The 20,744-nt window shown below is 49.7% G+C and carries 18 protein-coding genes; 11 read left to right on the plus strand and 7 right to left on the minus strand.

Annotated elements, in window-relative coordinates:
- The first annotated feature begins 112 nt into the window (after positions 1-112).
- The 7 genes from IE117_RS04980 to IE117_RS05010 all read left to right on the plus strand — a co-directional run bounded on the left by IE117_RS04980 (position 113) and on the right by IE117_RS05010 (position 7,155).
- Positions 113-478, plus strand: coding sequence for a hypothetical protein (locus tag IE117_RS04980; protein ID WP_189563215.1), 366 nt, complete (start codon positions 113-115; stop codon positions 476-478).
- A gap of 147 nt (positions 479-625) precedes the next feature.
- Positions 626-1,114, plus strand: a complete 489-nt coding sequence (locus IE117_RS04985; RefSeq protein WP_189563216.1) for a hypothetical protein — start codon at positions 626-628, stop codon at positions 1,112-1,114.
- The gene (locus IE117_RS04990; protein ID WP_189563217.1) at positions 1,104-1,637 is read left to right on the plus strand and encodes a CsgE family curli-type amyloid fiber assembly protein; all 534 of its coding nucleotides are present in this window, start codon (positions 1,104-1,106) and stop codon (positions 1,635-1,637) included. Before IE117_RS04985 ends, IE117_RS04990 begins: the two co-directional genes overlap by 11 nt.
- Positions 1,638-1,664: 27 nt before the next feature.
- Positions 1,665-2,093, plus strand: coding sequence for a curli production assembly/transport component CsgF (locus IE117_RS04995; protein ID WP_189563218.1), 429 nt, complete (start codon positions 1,665-1,667; stop codon positions 2,091-2,093).
- A gap of 49 nt (positions 2,094-2,142) precedes the next feature.
- Positions 2,143-3,585: a CsgG/HfaB family protein gene (locus tag IE117_RS05000; protein ID WP_189563219.1), complete on the plus strand. Its 1,443-nt coding sequence runs from the start codon at positions 2,143-2,145 to the stop codon at positions 3,583-3,585.
- Between the two features lie 62 nt (positions 3,586-3,647).
- Positions 3,648-5,177, plus strand: a complete 1,530-nt coding sequence (locus IE117_RS05005; RefSeq protein ID WP_189563220.1) for a carboxypeptidase regulatory-like domain-containing protein — start codon at positions 3,648-3,650, stop codon at positions 5,175-5,177.
- A 13-nt stretch (positions 5,178-5,190) separates the two neighbouring features.
- The gene (locus tag IE117_RS05010; RefSeq protein WP_189563221.1) at positions 5,191-7,155 is read left to right on the plus strand and encodes an asparagine synthase-related protein; all 1,965 of its coding nucleotides are present in this window, start codon (positions 5,191-5,193) and stop codon (positions 7,153-7,155) included.
- A gap of 45 nt (positions 7,156-7,200) precedes the next feature.
- Here the strand turns inward: IE117_RS05010 and IE117_RS05015 are convergent, their stop codons facing one another.
- Positions 7,201-8,169, minus strand: coding sequence for a 1-phosphofructokinase family hexose kinase (locus tag IE117_RS05015; RefSeq protein ID WP_189563222.1), 969 nt, complete (start codon positions 8,167-8,169; stop codon positions 7,201-7,203).
- A gap of 247 nt (positions 8,170-8,416) precedes the next feature.
- Between IE117_RS05015 and IE117_RS05020 the strand changes: the two genes are divergently transcribed.
- Positions 8,417-9,001, plus strand: a complete 585-nt coding sequence (locus IE117_RS05020; RefSeq protein WP_189563223.1) for a DJ-1/PfpI family protein — start codon at positions 8,417-8,419, stop codon at positions 8,999-9,001.
- A 19-nt stretch (positions 9,002-9,020) separates the two neighbouring features.
- Here the strand turns inward: IE117_RS05020 and IE117_RS05025 are convergent, their stop codons facing one another.
- Entirely contained in the window at positions 9,021-10,388 is a 1,368-nt protein-coding gene (locus tag IE117_RS05025; protein ID WP_189563224.1) for a glucoamylase family protein, read from the minus strand.
- 37 nt (positions 10,389-10,425) lie between these two features.
- Positions 10,426-10,869, minus strand: a complete 444-nt coding sequence (locus tag IE117_RS05030) for a Fur family transcriptional regulator (protein ID WP_189563225.1) — start codon at positions 10,867-10,869, stop codon at positions 10,426-10,428.
- Positions 10,870-11,044: 175 nt separating this feature from the next.
- On the opposite strand from IE117_RS05030, the gene IE117_RS05035 reads away from it, so the two are divergent.
- Positions 11,045-11,461 carry a MerC domain-containing protein gene (locus tag IE117_RS05035; RefSeq protein WP_189563226.1) on the plus strand — a complete coding sequence of 139 codons (417 nt, stop codon included), beginning with the start codon at positions 11,045-11,047 and terminating at the stop codon, positions 11,459-11,461.
- A 22-nt stretch (positions 11,462-11,483) separates the two neighbouring features.
- On the opposite strand, the gene IE117_RS05040 is transcribed toward IE117_RS05035, so the two are convergent.
- Positions 11,484-12,758, minus strand: a complete 1,275-nt coding sequence (locus IE117_RS05040) for a serine hydrolase (RefSeq protein WP_229580344.1) — start codon at positions 12,756-12,758, stop codon at positions 11,484-11,486.
- A gap of 196 nt (positions 12,759-12,954) precedes the next feature.
- Here IE117_RS05040 and IE117_RS05045 point away from each other — a divergent pair, with 196 nt between their 5' ends.
- Both IE117_RS05045 and IE117_RS05050 read left to right on the plus strand, forming a co-directional pair.
- Entirely contained in the window at positions 12,955-14,676 is a 1,722-nt protein-coding gene (locus IE117_RS05045; protein ID WP_189563227.1) for an IlvD/Edd family dehydratase, read from the plus strand.
- A 101-nt stretch (positions 14,677-14,777) separates the two neighbouring features.
- Positions 14,778-15,578 carry an SDR family NAD(P)-dependent oxidoreductase gene (locus IE117_RS05050; protein ID WP_189563228.1) on the plus strand — a complete coding sequence of 267 codons (801 nt, stop codon included), beginning with the start codon at positions 14,778-14,780 and terminating at the stop codon, positions 15,576-15,578.
- A 28-nt stretch (positions 15,579-15,606) separates the two neighbouring features.
- Here IE117_RS05050 and IE117_RS05055 read toward each other — a convergent pair whose 3' ends face one another.
- Genes IE117_RS05055 through IE117_RS05065 form a run of 3 tightly spaced genes read right to left on the minus strand, consistent with a single transcriptional unit; the run spans position 15,607 to position 20,723 of the window.
- Positions 15,607-16,683 (minus strand): sugar phosphate isomerase/epimerase family protein, encoded by a 1,077-nt coding sequence (locus IE117_RS05055; protein WP_229580346.1) that lies wholly within the window; start codon positions 16,681-16,683, stop codon positions 15,607-15,609.
- A gap of 39 nt (positions 16,684-16,722) precedes the next feature.
- Positions 16,723-19,302, minus strand: a complete 2,580-nt coding sequence (locus IE117_RS05060; RefSeq protein WP_308439264.1) for a DUF7133 domain-containing protein — start codon at positions 19,300-19,302, stop codon at positions 16,723-16,725.
- Positions 19,303-19,349: 47 nt separating this feature from the next.
- The gene (locus IE117_RS05065) at positions 19,350-20,723 is read right to left on the minus strand and encodes a Gfo/Idh/MocA family protein (protein ID WP_189563229.1); all 1,374 of its coding nucleotides are present in this window, start codon (positions 20,721-20,723) and stop codon (positions 19,350-19,352) included.
- Between the last annotated feature and the right edge of the window lie 21 nt (positions 20,724-20,744).

Below are 20,744 nucleotides of genomic sequence, written 5' to 3' on the forward strand. Positions count from 1 at the left end.
GGTCGGTCTTCATGCTTTTTTTATACACTGCAATATTTTGCGGTAAAGGGAGTTTTACTATAACTGCCATTCGGCGATGGGTACATTACCTACCATTTATTTAATAAAGCACATGAAAAATACAATCCTCATTTTGGGACTGATCAGCTCCGCTACGGCGGCTTTCGGTCAGACTACCCTAAAAAATAATCAAATTGTTCAAAAGGGCAACAACAATGTATTCAAAATGGAAATGAAAGGCGCCGATGGCGACACCCTATCGCCTCGTACGAGAGTCATCACCCAAAACGGCAGTAATCAGATCCTGATAGATACTGTCGCGACGTCCGGCTCACTTGAAGAAACCATGGAAAACGTAGCTGTAAGCCAGCAGGGAAAGAAGAATGTGGTATCAATCAAAACAAAGGGTGGTAAAGGAAATACAGTGCAGGTAACACAGTCGGGGTCAGGTAATTCTGTTTCTATAAAGCAGAATTAAGAACCTCGTACCAAACCTATTTCCATTTGATAAATAGTTAGGGTGGATATATAGAGTTTTTAAAAAATCTGATACCTTTGCAACTCTTTTGCTAAGGGACGCGTATCTTCAATAAACCGGACTAAAACTATCTTTTTGGACATTTTTATGAAACAAATTGCCGCACTCGTCCTTACCTTTATCCTTAGTTCGACTCTTACCCGAGCCCAACAACTCGGAGGTTCTCCTGAGTTGACCGTTCTTACTAAGTCAGATTTGATGGTACAGAGCGTACTTACCAGTGCTTCTTCGGTGCAGGTCGGGCAGACTGGAGAAATTGTCTCGTACCAGCAGGGAAGTTTTAACCGCCAGAATATAAACCCCAACGCCGGTGAAAACAGCCTTCGGCTGGTTCAACAGGGAAATTTCAACAACATGGACCTCAACGTCCTGGGCGAAGGAAATAACTACCAGTTCTCGCAGTTGGGTAACAACAACGATCTACAGCTACGCAGCCTGGAAGCCAGCAATAACACACTCCAAATTGTTCAGCGTGGCAACGATAACCAGCTCATTGACAATAGTTCTGGTTTGTTGAACCGGCCGATTAGAATTGAGCAGAGTGGAGGTATGAAAATATTGATTAATGGACAGTAAGAGAAAAATACTTCAGGCAATACTCATGAGTTTGCCGGGAGTATTAATTGCAGGAGTAAGTTGGGGACAGGATGGGGGAAGTTTGGTGGAGGAATACTTCGACGAATCTTTGATAGTACCTATGGAGCAGAATATTTCTCTCGAAGGTGCAACAGGAATATTTCTACTGGACGAAACCCGTACTAAAAATGGTCGGGACTTTTATGAATACGTATACCAGCAATGGCTTACTATCCAATCGGATACCAACCTTATTTCGCCCTCTGCATTTTCTGATATTGGTGAAGAATTAACTGTAACGATCGATGAACAACCTGTGCCAGGTGGTATCGGCACTTCTACGATTGTTTCTCTCACGGTAAACGACGTCATGATTTATCAGCAATTTCTACAGCCTCGTTTGGGGGTAGTGGAAGAGATGGCGGGAAATGCCGCCGACATGCTGACCCAATACATCCAAAATTTTCAGGAGTTTCAAAAACAATTAGGCAGCGATGACCAGAAGGGGAACGGGATTTATTGAGAAATCCTTGCCAAAATCAATGTTACTATGAAAAAAATCATTTTACTTCTTCTTTTTATTTTGACCGGAGCGACAGCCACAATGGCTCAACAGCTCACTTACCGTCCGCAGAACCCTAATTTTGGCGGGAATACATTCAACTACCAGTGGCTTCAGAGTTCAGCTCTGGCTCAGGACAAGTTGAAGGACCCTAATGCAGTGGATTTCAATACCAGAAGTACGGCCACGACAACACGTAACTCTTTGGATGACTTCTCGCAGACGCTAAGCCGGCAAATCTTGAATCGTATAAGTTCACAGTTGCTCGCCAATCAGTTTGGTGAAGACGCTCTTCAGGAAGGTACATTTCAGTTCGGCGATTTGCGAGTGGACGTTACCAACGGTTCAAATGGTGTGAACATCCGCATCGTGGATGGTCAGGGCGGGGAAACTACGGTTACCGTACCCTACTTCTGAAAAAAAGCCTACTGCCCTCCTCCTCATATTTTTTATTGTTTTTTAGAAAATGCATCTGAAAAAGTATCTATTCAAGCCCGGCTTGATTGCTCTGATCGCCGTGTTGAACGGTTGCAGAGCGTATTTCCACCAGCCTACCACGATTCATTCCGCCCGTTTAGGAGAAGAAACCTCAGTCACCGAGGTGTTGAGAACATTACCACCCCCCAAAGAGGTGCTGGCTACTGCGGTATACAAGTTTCGCGATCAGACTGGTCAGTATAAGCCCGCTGAAACATCCAACTTTTCTACGGCTGTAACGCAGGGCGCTACCAACATCCTGCTGAAAGCAATGGAAGACAGCAAGTGGTTCCTGAACATCGAACGGGAGAACGTCAGTAACTTGCTTAACGAAAGGAAGATCATTCGCTCAAGTATGACGCAATACAGTAATTCAAACGAACTACTGCCTCCGCTGCTGTTTGCCGGTATGATCATTGAAGGAGGGATTGTCTCCTATGACGCAAACATCATCACGGGTGGTGCAGGGCTGAGATACTTTGGAGCGGGAGGATCGACCGAGTACCGACAAGATCGGGTGACGGTTTATTTACGAGCTATTGCTACCCGTTCCGGCAAAATTCTTAAGACGGTATATTCTTCCAAAACAATTCTTTCGCAGTCGGTAAGTGCCAGCCTATTCCGGTATGTGCGTTTCAAAAGAATTCTGGAGGCCGAAACTGGCTTTTCGACCAATGAGCCGTCACAAATGGCTGTCACCGAGGCTATTGAAAAGGCAGTACAGGCGCTGATTCTGGAAGGAATCAAAGATAACCTGTGGGCGGTTGATGAAAAGTTTGCTGCTCAGGCCCAGGAACAGATAGCCGCGTACGAGGCGGAAAAAGCCGAAATGCAAGGTACTGACATTTATGGCGTTACTAATTCTATCGAACGTCCGCGATTGAGTATTACGCCATATGCATCGATGCTGCGCCTGAATGGTGATTACGCCATCCGCCGTTGGAAACCGGGTTACGGTCTGAACGTAAATTACAATTTAACGCCCAAATGGGGGGTTCAGGCTAATGGATTCATAGGGTCGTTTACCACATTTACTGCCGATCGCTCTTTCACTCTGGATCGGAATTGGCGTACCGCTGATTTATCAGCTGTATATACCGGATTACCATTTCAACGCTATACTCCTTTTGGTAGCTTGGGGGTAGGGGTTTCACAAACGGCTACGGGCAATGGTTTTGCCAACAATCTTAAAACATTTTCTTATGCAAAAGCAGGTGGAGGCCTGGAAGCACTGGTAAGTGATAAGATCGGCTTCCGGGTAATGGCCGACTATTATATTATGACCAATGATTTGGTGGACGATGTCGCCAATGGCCAACTGAACGATTCATTCTTGCGGCTCTCGGGCGGCATATCTTTTTACATTGGCCGGGGCTCCAAAAAACGAGCTGTATCAGCCCCTGTTCTGAATTCATCCCCTGCTACAAATTAAAAAGGACTAATCCCCTTGTTTCGATAAAGTTTTATTGATAAAAATATCATTTTATGTCATTTATGAATTCTAAAATTAGCCGAATTACGGCGTTCCTGGTGATCGCGCTGACTGCGCTCTGGTCAGCGTCGTGTACCGAAGACGTATTCGTAACGCCAAAGGTATTTGGTAAGATTACGGGCAAGGTGATCGATAACGTTACGAAGAAACCCTTGTCGGACGTGCTCATAAAACTCAATCCATCGGGACGAAGCCTGTTAACCGACACGACGGGCAATTTTTTCTTTGACAGTCTCGCAGTTGGTAGTTATACGATCAGCGCCGAAAAACCGTCGCTCTATAATGAGTACGTTACCGTCGAAGTAGCCGATAGCCAGAATCCTGTTGTAACGATTTACATGTCGGAAGACATTAAGTCTAACCGGGCCCCAACCAAGCCAACCAATCCAATTCCCGCCACGGGTACAGCCCTGTCGGGTGTCAATGGTCAGTTATTTGCCTGGACCGCATCCGATCCAGATCGCGATACGCTTACTTTCGATGTGTACCTGTTTAAAGAAGGTGGCTCGCCAACCACACCCTATCGAACCGATTACAACAATGATACCCTGTTTGTCGATAATTTGGAGTATGACAAAACTTACTACTGGCAAGTAGTAGCAAAAGACAAACGTGAGAAAGTATTCAGCGAAATCTGGACATTCAAAACACCAAAGTTCCCTTCACTCAATTATGTATTTGCACGGGAAAACGGTGGCGTTTATCAAATATATGCTGCCAATGATGATAAGAGTGTCGTTCAACTAACTACCCAAGGTAGCAACTGGAGACCAATTATGAGCCCCGATCGGGAAAAAATAGCCTTCATCTCCAATCGTGCTACGAGCTTACAGATATTTGTAATTAACCGCGATGGAACGGGACTTCGGCAAATCACCAAAGTACCAGTAAGTGGGTTGTTGCCGCTAGATCTTTCTTTCTCATGGGCCAACGATGGGTCAAAGATTATTTATCCTAGCAACAATAAACTGTATTCAATCAATATCGACGGTACGGGACTGACTGAGGTAGCTCGGGCTGCGACTGGTCAGCAGTTCGCTGGATGCGACTGGAATGAAGCTACCAAAACAATCGTAGCTCGTACCACCGGCGAAACTGTTTACGATAACGAATTGATAATTATTAATAGTAATGGCTCCAAAGAAACGGTTCTGAAAAGTTCCCGTCGTATGAGCAATCCTGTTCTCTCAATTGACGGCGGTGAGGTATTGTTCTCAATGGATATCAATGACTTTAGGGATGAGACGGGTCGGCAGGCTGACGCCCGGTTGTTTGAGTTGTATCTTAATGATCGCACCCTGAGAGATCTATCTGCTTCTACAGGAAACAATAGTAATAATGCGATAAAACCAGCCGGAACCAATGATTTGGATCCCCGCTATTCGCCCAGTGGACAAGATATCATTTTTACCAACGTACTCAATGACGGAGTATCTGTACCTAGTCTCTACTCCACTAATTTAAACGGCAACAGAGCCCGTGTGAAAATACTGTCTAATGCCCAAATGGGGTATTGGAGGCAGCAACAATAGTGAGTAAGCCTCAATGAGCGGAATTGTAGGAATAATCCGGTGGGACGGTGAACAACCTTCCGCCGGATTGGTCCGGCAGATGGCAGACCGGATTGCGCATCGTGGATCAGATGGAATAAGTTTTCTAAGTAAGCCTAATGTTGCAGTAGGTTATCTTCATATTAATGTTACTCATGAATCCTTTCATGAAGAACAACCCATTGCCAATTCACAAGGCAACATATTGGTAGCTGATGCACGCATTGATAATCGAGATGAGCTGTTAAAATTACTAGATTTAACAACCCAAGCTGTTAATCGGTGTATTCCTGATAGTCAGCTGATCTTGGCAGCCTACGAAAAATGGAGAACTAATTGCCTCGATTATTTAATCGGAGACTTCTCATTCGTAATCTGGGAGCCAGCTACCCAAACTGTCTTTTGCGGACGCGACCACTCAGGGGTGCGTCCGTTTTACTTTCATCACCTACCAGGAAAGTACTTCCTTTTTGCTTCAGAGATAAAAGCATTATGGGCTTTTGCTCCTCTTCAGAAAAGATTAGATAAGAGCCGAATAGCAAACTACCTCAGTCATTGGGGACAGTTCAACATTTATCAGCATAATACCTTCTTCAAAACAATAAGTAGTTTGCCGCCAGCGCACAAGCTTGTTGTTAATAAAAATCAGTACAAAGAAGAAATATATTGGTGTATTGATCCTAAAAAATACCAATTCAAGAGCGATGCAGACTATCTGGCGGCATTCAAAAATATCTTTGAAGAAGCTGTTGCCTGTCGAATTAAAACTCCATTTGGCGTAAGTGCATTTCTAAGTGGTGGCCTAGATTCATCTTCCATATCGGCAGTTGCCAGTACACTATTAGCCCAAAAGCAACGGTCTCTTGATACCTATTACATTGATACAGAAATGGAGGAAACTTCAGAAAAGAAATACATCATTCCTTTTCTGAAAATGCATGCTGTAAAACATCATGAAGTAGTTGCACAAAAGGAGTACTTCGAATCTTTACTCGAAATCGCACGAATTTCGGACATGCCGGAAATGTTTTCGCTTACTTACAATCATTTTACACCTATTTTAGATCACGTCAACCAAAATAAGAGCCGTGTATTGCTTACGGGTAGTGATGGTGATACAGTTGTTGGGTATGGAAGCGAATACATATATGAAGCCATTAAAAGTAATAATTGGCAAGAGGCTGTTAAGAGGCTTAATCAAACTCATCCAAAGGAACAATATATCAGCGAGTTCGGTGAGAAGGAGGGATTAAAAATATATTCTTCAAATATGATAAGCTTCTTTTACAAAAAACTGCATGAAATGTTTGGTGCTATCAAGGCAAAATGGCATTTTTTGAAGGGAATTTTTTATTATTTAAAAGTATCACCCTATTATCTGATACAGATGATTGTTAAGAGAATTTTTAGTAGAGCAACAGAAATCGATGATTATTCTGTCAATCCAAATCTGTTGAAAGAAAAAGTTTCTTTCATGGATAAGAATGCGGACAATCATCCTACTACAAATTTACTCATTGATCGGGGTATGCTTTACCAAATGATGAGTGAAGTTAGTGAGTACTACGACATAATAGGTGCTCATCATCAGGTTCAGATTTGCCATCCATTTTTCGACAAAAGACTGATTGAGTTATGTATGTTTATGCCTTCAAAATTGAAGTTTTATGAAGGGTACGGTCGAGGGCCATTGCGGGCGGCTATGAAGGAATATTTGCCAGATGAAATTCTGCTTCGAAAGGGAAAAATTGATTTTACGCCGTACATTCATAAGCAACTGGCTGACTTGGTTCAGAATCCTTTTAAAGTAATTGAAGATAACCGAAATCTTTTGGAAGGCTACCTTATAGCTAACAAACCGAAAGAAGAGCTACTTTCAGAAAATAAAAAGACAAACTGGGGCAGGCTGCACCACCGCATCCTATACTTCCTGCATTGGCGTAAGGCTCAGGAAGTTTGAAGAGAATTCAACTCATATCTGAATCTTAGTGTAGTAATCCTCTTATTACCTTATCGCCGAAGCGTACCGAACCTCGTAACGGTTGATCCAGTCGAGCAGACTGTTTACATCGGGGACATGAAACAGCTCGCTACCGGGGTTCATGGTGGCGGCGGTCCCGCAGGCTACACCCATTCTGACTGCCTCCCGCACGGTCTTGCCCTGCGAGAGCGTCCATACCATCCCTGCCACCATACTATCGCCCGCGCCAACGGTACTTTGCTTCGTCACAGGTGGGGCCGGAATGTGCTCCACATAGTCGGACGTTACGAGCATTGCCCCCATCGCCCCCATCGAGATCACCACAATTTCGCAGTTGCCCCGGATAATCAAGGCGCGGGCTGCTTCGTCCAGCTCGTCCATTTCCAGCTTGTCTGCACCAACTAATTCCTTCAGCTCAGCCACGTTAGGTTTTAACAGGTAAACACCCGCATCCGAAGCCAACCGCAGTGACTCACCCGACGTGTCCGCTATGAATTTGGCACCCTGCCGCTTGGCCAATTCTGCAATCTGTTGGTAGAAATCAGTGGGAACGCCCGGCGGCAAACTGCCGCTGGCAATAATAAACGACGGGTGCGGCTCAATTTCTTCCAGAGTATCTATGATTGCTTCGATTTCAGTAGGCATCAATTGAGTGCCCGGCATCCCGAAACGGTATTGGAGTCCGGTAGTAGTTTCGACGATATTGAGGTTCTCGCGCGTCCATTCCTTAGTTTCCACGATTCGGATCGAAACGTTCTCGGCTTTTACCAGCTTTTGCAAGCGCTGCCCGGTGGGTCCACCGGAGGTGAAGACCGCAATGGGGTCGCCGCCTAAGCGGTGGATAGCCTTGGCAACATTGATGCCACCGCCGCCTGCCTCAAAAAGGGGGGCTTTACAACGTAGTTTGCTGTCGGGTACCAGACGCTCTACAGTCGTACTTTTATCCACCGCCGGATTAACGGTGAGCGTGACGATGGGTTTCTTGGGAGGCATTTTTTCTGATTTTGAATGATTGAATTATGAATGCGGACGTCGCGTGAAGTGAATAAAGAATGTATCTTAGCTGACTTAGAAGACACACTCTCCAAATTCCCTCAATTCGCATATGTCCAAATTTATACCATTCAGAGAAGAAAGAAGAGATTTTTTGAAAAAACTCGGAACCTTTACCGCAGGCATTTCTTCAATCGCTGGTATGCCTGAGCGTTTTTCTTCTCTCCAACCAACTCCCGTTGAGCGTATGAAGGCTGCATTTATTTTATTCAATGGCGTTACCATGCTGGATTTTATCGGATTTTACGATCCGATTTCCCGTCTGAAATCGCAGGGGTATGTCCCGAATTTGAGTTGGGATATTTGCTCTTTCACTGACACTGTGCAGGATAGTTTCGGCCTGACCGTAGAGGCCACGCGGGTACGGCAGTCGCTGGATGCATACGATCTGATCTTTGTACCGGGAGGCTTCGGGACCCGTACCTTAATGAATGATCGCGATTTTTTGAACTGGCTTAAAACGGCCCAAAATGTCCCATACAAGGTGTCAGTGTGCACGGGTAGTTTGTTGCTGGGCGCAGCAGGGTTTTTGCAAGACCGTATGGCGACGACTAACTTCAAGGAATACGAAACACTGAAACGGTATTGCCCCAATGTCAAGAAAGTACGCATCGTAGAAGATCGGAATGTCATTACAGCTGGAGCCGTGGCGTCCTCGCTGGATCTTGGTCTGTATGTATGTGAGAAATTTGCGGGCGTCGAAGCCCGCGAAGCCATTCGGGCTAACATGGATTACCCGAAAGTGGAGGTGACAGTGAAAAAGGCTTCGTAGCCGGTAATGTTTGTCGGCACTATTTGATCACTGTACTTTTAAAATCCAGCTTCTTCAGGCCTTCGCTTATCTCCGGACAACTCATGAAAAGATTCCACAGCAGTCCCGTCCGGTGGTTTTCGATCATAACGATAATCGGTCCCTGATCGATGGCGAGGTGTGAGTCGGCATACCAGTTTTCAGACTCATTGAATGCATCCACGAAGCCATACTCGCTCCAAGTCTTGTCACCCAGATCATCATAGAAGTGCCGAAGAGCTTTCATGGATTTGTCAGGTGTGTAAGGAAAAGCTGACAACGCGGCGGTGGGAGTGATGGTGCCGTTGTCGTTCGTGGGCGAATGGCCCCGATAGCCGCCGGGTGTATCGCTGGAGGTCAGGCCCCAGGAATTCTCGCCGTACCCTTTAAATTTCCTGGGATTGTCCACACAATAGAGGTAGTTGATGAGGGTGTGGTTGGTGTTCTGCTCCCAGTAATCGGCGTAGCGGTCGGTGAGTCCTTTGGGATTCAAGCCTAAGAAGGAATAATGCGTAAAAAACAGGGGCCCGCCGTAATCAGGGCCGAGCGGGAGTTTCACATCATAAAATTCCCGCTTGTTCAGAAAATTTCGGCCCACGGCCCAGCCTTGGTGATAAACATCGGGCCGAATTGAATAACGGGGCGACGAAGCCGCCAGGATATACGTGATAAGTGTTTCGTTGTAGCCGCGCAGCTCAAAATCCATCGCCCAGCCATTATTGGGGCTCCAGTGCCAATACAATACCTCGCGGCCCTCACGGGTAAAGAAATCCCATTCGGCTTCCCGCCAGAGGTTATTGATACGGTTGCGAAGGTTGTTTTCGGCGGGGGTATCGTTTTTGAAGTACTGCCGGGCGCACAGCAAGCCCTGAAACAAGAAGGCCGATTCGACCAGATCGGCACCATCGTCTTTACGGCTAAACGGGATAGTCTTGCCGGTGCTGCCGTTGAGCCAGTGCGGAAAAATGCCGTGATAAGCGTCGGCTTTCTGCAGAAACATGACCATTTTGAGAAGACGGTTCACCACTGAATCACGCGGCTGCCACCCCCGTTCAGCTGCCACAACCATGGCCATCACGCCAAACCCCGTCCCACCAGTGGTAACTACCTCACTGCCATAGTTGAATGATTCGTTGCTCCGCTCACGGGCGAGGCCGCTCACCGGATGGCCAAAATCCCAGAAGTACCGGAAGGTCTGTTTTTGAACTAGTTCCAGCAAATCATCGTCTGAGAGATTTTTGGGACGGCTGGTTGGGTCGAAAGTGGGGGGTACCGCAGGGCTGTTTTTCTTTTTTTGAGCGAAAGAAGGCAGAGAAACCAGGAGTGACGCACCAAAAAATAGCGAAATATAAAAGATGTGGATTTTCATAGCTTAATAATAACGATTGCAGAGGATGGTACGAACTCTAAAACGCCCGGGCGCGCCCGTCTAAACTCTTGGCGCAGTCAGCGCAAAGGCCCTGGATAAGTAGATTGGTTTCCTGAGCACGGTAGCCAGTGGGAAGTTGAACCGCCGGGACGTGCAGATTTTCCAGACAATTGGTTTGGCCGCATTCGTTGCATTTGAAATGCACGTGATCATGATGATGATCATCCTCGGTACAGTGTTCCCGGCATAGGGCGTAGCGTGCCCCTTCGTCATCAAGCACTTTGTGGATGATGCCTTTTTCCAGGAAGGTTTTCAAAGTGCGATAAATCGTCACCCGATCGAACCGGTCCTTCAGGTCGCCTTCCAGGTCACCGTGCGAGAGGGCCGTAGCGCGCGCCAGAAAAGTTTGCAACACTTCCTCGCGGCAGCCCGTGCTGCGGAGGTTATGTTCCCTAAGCGTATCGTTGATTGTTTGTTCCATAATCTTTCTTTCTCGCGTTCAAGTACCACATGCAGGTTAGAAGTCTGATTGGCCCGCCCGGTGTGGCAAGACGAGATATTGAATTTTCAGTATTGAAACCTGAACGAATAATAATGCAACAGCGTTGCAAATGACAAAGTTTCGACCTACTTTTGCAACGTTATTGCAATTTGAAATGAAAAACGACGCATCCACCCATCTTAATCATTCGCACGGAAAAGCCGACTACGTCGGTATTGTTGGTTCGGTACTATGCCTGATCCACTGTCTCATCACGCCTGCTTTGGCCATTGGTGGCTCGCTTTCGGTGCATGATCATCCCGCGGGCGGGCTTCTGAATTATTTTTTCATTCTGTTTAACGGAATCGCCGTGTACTTCGCTACCCGCGATCACAAGATTCCGGTGCTGCGCCTGTTTCTATGGTCGGCTTTTGTGCTGTTTTCCTGCTCATTGCTCTTAGAAACTCATAATCCTGCTTTTCATCTGATGGGTTATCTGGGTTCTGCCCTGCTTATCCTTGGTCACGTATACAATCTGGTATATTGCAAGCCATGGGGAAGAGGGGAGAGGCGGTTAAAGGTCAACGGCTGACGTTGCACCGCACGGGCCCTTCTTATTTATCATACTCCACCTCATACCGGCTCAAATCCGGGCGCCGACGTTTCTTACGGTTCATCTCGTATTCAAAAATCGCTTCACCCAGGTTTGCCATAAAAGGGAATCCCACGCTGTCGTAAGCGTAAGTGTCGTCATTATAAATCTGGTTTTCGTTGCAATCAATCACGGCGGTGAGCATAAACTCGATGCCGCGCTCGAAGTCCACGATATAGGCATTGTCGAGCAGGTAGCCATAGGCGTCGCCCACCTTGTTGAACACCCGGATGTGTCGGGGCATCCGTTTCTTGCTATTACCAAATATAAAAAACTTCACGTAGCTGTCGTTGTAGTCTTCTGAATAATTCTCGGGGTAGCTCGTTTCCATCGGCAGTTGCGACATGTACCGATACAGGAATTTGTAATCGTCGGGCTTCAGGTCAAATCGTTCGGAGGGTTCCAGAGTTTCGGGAAAGAAAATGGCTTTCAGGAGTTTGTGCTGATCTTCCAGGGCAAAGTAGTTTTTCTCTGTAAAGTCGAATGGTTCGTTCACGAGTTGGCCGTCTTTCACGTACCCTTTTCCCAATCTTATGGGTGAAGAAGGCGTCTCAACTTTGTCGGCGTAGGCTAACGGCTGCTGGTAAATCACCTTACCATTTTTTTCGAAGCGCACAGGGTTGGTATAACGGTTATTTTCGGCGCTCATCGGCAATTCAAGCCGGTGCCGAATACGCGTGTCCAGATACCCCTTCTTGCGTAATTTTTCATTGAATTCTTCCTGCCCTATAAATTCGTACAACCGGTTGAAAGCATCATTGTCGCTCACCAGCAGAACTTTTCTGGCGTAGTGCGCCACCGAGGGCAGCCCGTTTTCGGCGGAAGGATCGGCGGTAACGGCAGTCTGTTCGGGACGGGCGGCTTCGGTATACATGGGCGTGAACTTGTCCAGGCCCGGCTTATTCAGTTGATTGAGTTTTTCAAAGGCCAGCAGCACGGCGGGTAGTTTGACGGTGCTGGCCGGATAGAAGTACTTATTCTTATCGACATTGTAGCGATACGTCGTGAACCGGGGTTCGTTGCGGCGGGTACGGTCTATTTTGGTGTACATGATCTGCACCCCGCGTGCATTTGGATTTTTCAGGATCTCACTGAACCATTCGGGATTTTTCAGCAGGATTTTTTCGAGAAAAGCATCCGAGAGGGGCTGGGCAGACAGGGTAGAAGTAAGCATGCAAACCAAAGCAGCCAGCAGAAGACCACTTTTTTTGTGGAAAGGTGAAATCAAATGATGCATAGGTAAGAAAGCGGTAAAAACGATACGCAAGATACGTTTATTAAACTGGATTAGGGAGGGAGCTATTGGGCCGATCTCTCATTTTTTGACTAAATAAGGCCTTTCGTGCAAAACTCCCGAACGTACTAGTCATTATATATTCACGAAAAGTACCTTTGCTTAGCGTTCAACTACTCATAGAATTTCAAAACCCAATATGGATAATAATAAAGAGCTACGCAGCCGGGGCTGGTTTGGCAAGGAAGGCAAAGATGGATTCATTTACCGCGCCTGGATGAAGAACCAGGGCTATCCGGCGGATGAATTCGAGGGGCGGCCCGTTATCGGTATTTGCAATACGTTTTCGGAGCTCACACCATGCAACGGCCATTTTCGTGAACTGGCCGAGTCGGTCAAGCGCGGCGTATGGGAGGCGGGGGGCTTTCCGCTGGAATTTCCGGTGATGTCATTGGGCGAGACGCTCATCAAGCCCACCGCCATGCTCTACCGAAACCTGGCCAGCATGGATGTAGAGGAGTCCATCCGTGCCAATCCCATCGACGGCGTAGTGCTGCTCTGCGGCTGCGACAAAACTACCCCTTCGCTGGTCATGGGGGCCAGCAGCGTGGACATCCCGACCATCGTCGTATCGGGCGGACCCATGCTGACGGGCCGCTACCGGGGCAAAAGCATCGGCACGAGCGACGTTTGGCGGTTCAGCGAGGCGTTCCGTCAGGGGCAAATGACCCAGGATGAATTCACCACCGCCGAAGCCTGCATGTGCCGTAGCGCAGGCCACTGCGCCGTGATGGGTACTGCTTCTACAATGGCCTGCATGGTGGAGTCACTGGGCTTGACTTTACCTGAAAACGCGGCCATTCCGGCGGCGGATTCGCGCCGTAAGGTGGCTGCCCATCTTTCGGGACGCCGCATCGTGGACATGGTGAAGGAAGACCTTCGTCTATCGCAAATTCTGACGCGCGAGGCCTTCGAAAACGCTATCAAGATCAATGCTGCCATTGGTGGTTCCACCAATTTCGTGATTCACCTGCTGGCCATCGCGGGCCGCATCGGTGTAGACTTGAAACTGGACGATTTCGATCACCTGTCGGCTGACATTCCGCTGCTGGCCAACCTGCAGCCATCGGGCGGGTACTTTATGGAAGATTTTTATTACGCAGGCGGTTTGCCGGTGGTGATCAAAGAGCTCCAATCGCGCCTGCACGTCAATGTAATTACCGCCAATGGTAAAACGATGGCCGAAAACTGCGCCGACGCCGAGTGCTTTGATCCCGAGGTGATCGGTACTTTGGAAAAACCCGTGAAAGACCTGACCGGGCTCGTCGTGGTGAAGGGAAACCTGGCCGTGAACGGCGCGGTACTAAAACCCTCCGCTTCGCTCAAGCCCGAATTGATGCAGCATCGCGGCCCTGCCCTGGTGTTTGAGGATATTGATCATTACAAAGCCCGTCTGGACGATCCAAGTCTCGACATCGACGAAAATACGGTGATGGTGTTGAAAAACGTCGGACCGAAGGGTTATCCCGGTATGCCCGAGGTTGGGAATATGTCCATTCCAAAGCGGCTTTTGGAGAAAGGCGTGATGGATATGGTGCGCATTTCGGACGGTCGCATGAGCGGCACGGGATTCGGAACCGTAATACTTCACGTATCGCCCGAGGCAGCGGTCGGCGGTACTCTGGCTCTGGTTCAAGACGGCGACATGATAGAACTGGATGTGAAAAACCGCCGTCTTCATCTGGACGTGTCGGACGAGGAACTGGAAAAACGTCGCGCCAACTGGAAACCGTTGGAATTAGGCTACAATCGTGGCTTTGTCAACCTTCACATTGAGCGCGTGATGCAGGCCCATGAAGGGGCTGACATGGATTTTCTGCGTGGTGGTTCGGGGGATAAAGTGACGCGGGATTCGCATTGAGGTAGTTCATGAGTTGAAAGTTCATGAGTTCAGGGGTTAACACTTTGATGAATCGGACTCTGTGATCCTACAACTCTTAAGCTCATAAACTTTCAACTCAAATGAATAAGCTTTTTACCGATCAGGTCGCCATCGTGACCGGAGCGGGACAGGGGATAGGGTTTGAAATTGCCCGGCAACTGGCCGGGCAAGGCGCATCGGTGGTACTGAACGACGCTGATTCTGAATTAGCTACTAACGCCTCAGCGACTATTGTCGAGGCAGGAGGCCTGTGCCTGGCTGTCGCCGGAGATGCTTCGGATGAGGGTATTATCGGCCAAATGATTCAGACGGCCGTCGAGAACTACGGAAAACTGACCATCGTCGTGGCCAATGCGGGTATTACGCTGTTCGGAGATTTCTTCGACTACCCGGCGGCCGACTTACGACGGGTACTTGACGTAAACCTGGCGGGTTCGTTTCTGCTCACGCAAGCGGCGGCGCGACAGATGCGCCACCAGAAATCCGGCGGGCGTATTCTACTGATGTCGTCGGTAGTGGGACATCAGGCGCACCAGAATTTGGCGGCCTACGCCATGACCAAAGCCGGACTGGAAATGCTGGCAAAAAACCTAGTCATCGAACTGTCTCCCCACAATATCACCATCAATACCGTGGCCCCCGGTGCTACGCTCACCGAACGTACTTTGCAGGATGATCCAACTTATCAGGATGTGTGGTCTGCCATTACGCCAACGGGTCGCCCCGCCAGGCGGGAAGACATTGCTCACGCGGCTCTATTCCTGCTTTCGCCGCTTTCCGGCCACATCACTGGCCAGAGCTTGGTTGTGGATGGTGGCTGGACATCGGTGAGTCCGCTGCCGGATTTAAGCGGGATGGGAGAAAAGAAGAAAGAGGATTGAATGAGGATCGAGTGGAGGTTGTGGGCACTTAACTAAGCCCCATTTTCGCCTTACTATATTTCAACGATTCCACGTTATTGCTTTCCTCTGCGGCCAGACGTTCGTCAGGGGAGAGGTGAGACACGCGGGGTAGTTCAGTCTTGAATTTGTTTTTACGCACCATGCGCAGGGTGTCGGCGACGTCTTCGGCCGGAACTACCTGCATGGCGGGCCAGTAAGCTTCGGTCAGTACGGGGATCTGCAGCGGATCGCGGGTGATCATTTCCAGGCTGAAATTCACGTTAGGATTATACTTCTTGCAAATCCTCACCATTTCGGGCAAATCCAAGATGCCCTCTCCGAGGGGTACTTCCGAGAGCAGGAAGCCGTCTTCGTACTCGCGGACGCCCATGTCTTTGACGTGGGTACTTAGCACAAAAGGCGCGAGGGTGTTTACGACCTCCATTGGTTTCTCGAGCAGGGCGATGCTATTGCCAAAGTCCAGCGTTACGCCTACGGCGTCGCTGCTGATTTGCTTAATGAGCGCCGCCAGCTCGTCGGCCCGCCAGTCCTTGTGGTTTTCCACGGCGAGTTTGACGCCTAGTTTTCGGGCGATGGGTTCGGCCAGTTGCAGGGCGGCGACGGAATTCTTCTTGAACTCTGCGATGGCTTCCGGACTGTGGAAATTTTCGTAACGGCGACCGTTCATGCAAACGGTGCGGAAAATGCTTACGCCCGCTTCTTTCGCTGTTTTTATTTCCTGCTCTAATCGCTTCGCTTCGTCGGCGCTGTGCGGCAGACTGATCGAGCCTTCGAGGTACATACCCGTCTTATCGGACAGGCTGCGGAGTTTTTGGGCGATTTCGGGGGTCCAGTCACGGACGGTAGTTTGCACACCACCCGCGCCGATTTGATGGCAGTTTTCCAGCAAATCGACGGCGTCCTTGAAACCAGGGTACTTTGCACTCGGTGTCTTGGAATTCCAGCGGCTGGCGTAAGAATGCACCACGATTCCCATCGAATGATTTTTGAAAACCTCCGGCATTTTTCCAAAAGAAAAAACCGCCGCCCCTAAGGCCGAACGCTGCAAAAAATCCCGACGGGTCAAAGAGGCATCGAAGCTCATAGGTAGTTTTTGGATTAAAGATTCATTCACTAAATTTCATCACTCTTTTGCCTTTCCGGCTTCGATATGCGCGTCCAGCTCTTTGGCTGTCCAGGGAACTACGCGTCCTTGTGAAGTAAGGCGAGTAGTGCCAACGGTGCGCCGACCGACGGCACCGGCGTCATTGCCCCATTCATTGCGGATGTACGTCAGAATGGCCGTGAGGGCTGCGTCGTCCATGGTCGAATGGGCGGGCATCACGGGCAGGATTTCAGGAGTATCGTAAGTTTTGCCCATCACGTCCACCGGACCTTCCATGCCGTGCAGAAGAATAAGCGATAGTCTTTTCTCATCGCCCAGTACCCATTGCGAGCCGATGAGCGGCGGGGCAAAGCGGTTAATGCCCGCACCATCGGTGCCGTGGCATCCGGCGCAGGTAGTCAGGTAATGCTGGCGACCGAGTGCGAATATTTTTCGATCCTCTTCACTGAGCGGATTTTTCTTCCGGGTAGTGGCAACCGTAGCCTTATGACCCGGCCACTCGAACAAAGCATCCAGCGAGGCTAGCCGCTGGCCGTCCACACCTTCCATTTTTTTGGTGAGAATATCGGGAGCCTTTGCGAGTTTGATGGGCTTCAACTTTGGATTATTGGCCTGAATGGATAGGGCGGTTAGGATGGCTTTTTCTTGCCAGGCGAAATCCGCCGACGTCCCGGATTTCTTTTTATTCAAATCTGCTAAAAGCGTAGCCATCTCGGTGGGATTTCCCTTTCTGACTACCGAAGTCGTGAGCATTTCCAGAAAAATCTCTTTATCCTGATTGTGCGCCTGCCATTCGGGTGCTTTCATCAGGGTTTGCAGGAAAGCAAATTCCTGATTTTTCAAACTACTCAGTACCGCGTCGCGAACCAGCGGCGAGTTACCTTCCTGGTCGGCGATTCTGGATAGAATGGGTAGTGCGGCTTGCGGGCTGAGTGCGTCAGCGGAAAGTGCGAGTTGCAGTGTAAATGGCTTACTTTCTTCGGCAGGAGAGAAATTGGCCAAAGCCGTTTCAAGTTGTGTTTTTATTTTAGCGTCTTTCTTCGCCAACGGTTCCAGCAAACGCAGGGCGGTGGATTTTACGAGGGTATTTTCATCCTGTAAAGCGCTGAAAAGCAAGGTTCCATCCAGTTGCTTCATGCCTTCCAGCGTCCAGAGGGCGTGGAAGCGGCCCAATGGTACTTTGCCATGAGTGACCAATTCTCGCAAGGCGGGAACGGCTAATTTATCGTTTCGTTCCACCAGCAACCGTTGCGCCTGGTCGCGCTGCCAGCCATTGACGTTGGAAAGCGTGGCGACTAATTCGGCGGACGACGCCTGAGAAAGTTTTCTGGGTTTGGTGGGTTGCCAATTTTCAGGTACCACGCGCCAGATGCGGCCGTAGTGTACGGGCTGCACCAGGTCACGCTGTATGGTTTGTTCTTTCAAGTAAGGTGTCATATAGGCCCCGTGCTGCACCAGCCCCCGGTACATATCGGCAATATACAGCCCGCCGTCGGGCGCAGAGGCTATGTGAACGGGACGAAAGCGCTCGTCGGTCGAGGCCAGAAATTCCGTACCGGGATGTGGGTCGAAGGCCGTGAGCATTAGCCCGTTTTTACGGACAACGTTCCGCTTGACGAGATTACCCGAAGGTTCGCAAACAAAAGCATTGCCGAGGTACTCGGCCGGAAACGCGTTTTCCCGATATACCAGGGGCGAACAGGCAGCCGTAAATTCGAGGAGTTGGCCCTCGTCGCCCAGCGTGCCGGGAATATAGCCCCGGTTGACGGCGGGATTGGACCGGATAGGATACACGCGGCGGTCGATGGTGAGGCCATGGTCGATGCCCGTGGTGGGCGTGTGGTGCGGGTTGCGCGAGAGGTAGTTGGGCGGTACCAGATCGGCGTGGAGTTGCGACCAGTTGTAGTTGTAGTAGAGATTGCCCTCGTCGTCGTGGCTCAGGCCCCATTGGCCCCGAAACTCGGTACTGTCGCGGAGCCATTTACCGTCGGTCAGACGGTAGCGAAAGCGGGATTTGACACTATAGTAGTAATTATCTATGCTGCGCCACAGGCCGTTATCGGCGTGTTCGGGCAGACCGTTTTTGGCGTAATCTCCGTCTACTAGGGTTTTGGTATCAGCTTTCAGGTCGCCGTCGGTATCCTGGGTAAGCCAGAGGGATTTATTTTCCGAAACCAGCGCGCCGCCCGGCACCAGAGCCAGCGCGCGGGGCATCACCAATCCGTCCAGGTAAATGGTACTCTTGTCCATCTGTCCGTTGCCATCGGTATCTTCCAAAACCGAGATACGTCCCGTTGGCTGATCTTCGGTGGAGCCTTCGATGTCGTTCATGAAGCCCCTCATTTCCACTACCCATAGCCGCCCGTCGGGATCGAACTGAATCACCACCGGGTCCTGCACCATCGGCTCGGAAGCCACGAGCTGTATTTTGAAGCCAGGCTCAATCTGAAAGGTAGCCAGTTCCTCAGCGGGTGATTTGGGCGGAGAAGGCCCTTCGGCTACACCCGAATGGGGTTGAGCGTCGGAGACTGATAGGTTAGAAGCGGGAAATAGCATTCCCGCTCCGTACAGACAAATGAAAAAGATACTTCTGAACATATTATCTTAAGGTTTATTTGTTTTATAACAACCTCAGCGTAATATGGTTAAACCTTATTCGGGGCCGGATGGATGTATCCGCTGCGGTAGGGGCGAGCCAGCAGACCGTTCAGTTCGCGGTCGCCGCCGACGATGCTGCGGGTTTTGGGATCATACACAATCGGCTTACCCGTAGCCATCGACAGGTTAGCCATGATGCAACTGGCCGTGGAAATATGGCCTTGCTCGATGTCCGCTACCGGACGGCCGTTGTTTTCAATTGCAGCCAGGAAGTCCAGCATATGCCGGCGGGTGGCGGGAGCGGCGTTCAGTTCGTTACGTTCTTCGGTAAGATCTTCGGGATATTGTTCTTTTTCGTAAAGTACATCTTTATGGATGCGCTTGCCGTCCTTGGCTTCGGGGATAAAATCGTATTGCATCGTACTGCCCCAAAGCGTACCCTTCTCACCATAGATCGTAAATGACCACGGGTAGTCGGGGTTGTTGGGCGTACCCCAAGTGCGGTGCTGCCACACACAATTGAGTCCGGGATACTCAAAAACGGCAGACTGGGTGTCGGAAATGTTGGACTTGGCGTCGGTCTGCACATAGATGCCCCCCTGCGAACTGATGCGCGTGGGCCAGCCCAGGTCGAGCATCCAGCGCACGGTGTCGAGCATATGCACGCACATATCGCCCGTGATCCCGTTGCCATACTCCATGAACGCCCGCCACCACCGGATGTGGGGCAGATTGTCGTAGGGGCGCATCGGGGCGGGCCCAGTCCACATATCATAATCCAGAAAATCGGGAACAGGTTTGACGGAAGGGTTTTCACCGTTGCGCATGTGGAAGTAGCAACACATTTCCACGTGAGCGATTTTGCCCAACAGTCCGGCGTCCACAATGTTCTTCTTGGCGTCGATCAGGTGGGGGGTACTTTTGCGTTGGGTTCCAACCTGCACCACTTTATTGTACTTGCGGGCCGCAGCGACCATCGCTTCGCCCTCCATTACGTCCACGCTGATGGGTTTCTGCACATACACATGGGCGCCGGCTTTCACGGCGTCGATCATTTGCAGTGCGTGCCAGTGATCAGGGGTGCCGATCAGGACAATATCGAGCTGGTTTTCGGCCAACATTTTCCGGTAGTCGCCGTAGAATTTGGGCACCTTGCCCGACTTCTGCCGCTCACTCACCAATTTCCCGGCTCTGGACACCTGATTTTTATCTACATCACAAAGGGCCACCACGTCCACCGGAGCCACCTGAATCAGCTTGAGCAAGTCACTGGTTCCGTACCAGCCCGTACCGATCAGGCCCACGCGGTAAGGTTTGGCGGGGTTAATGATGTCCATGCCCTGCGCCCCGAAGGCGGTGAGGGCCAATGTCGCCGAGGCTCCCTGCAAGAAGCGGCGGCGATTGATATTAAAGTTGTCCATTTCAGGTTATTAATTTTGAAT

Source organism: Persicitalea jodogahamensis, from assembly GCF_014651615.1.
GTDB classification, from domain to species: Bacteria; Bacteroidota; Bacteroidia; order Cytophagales; family Spirosomataceae; genus Persicitalea; species Persicitalea jodogahamensis.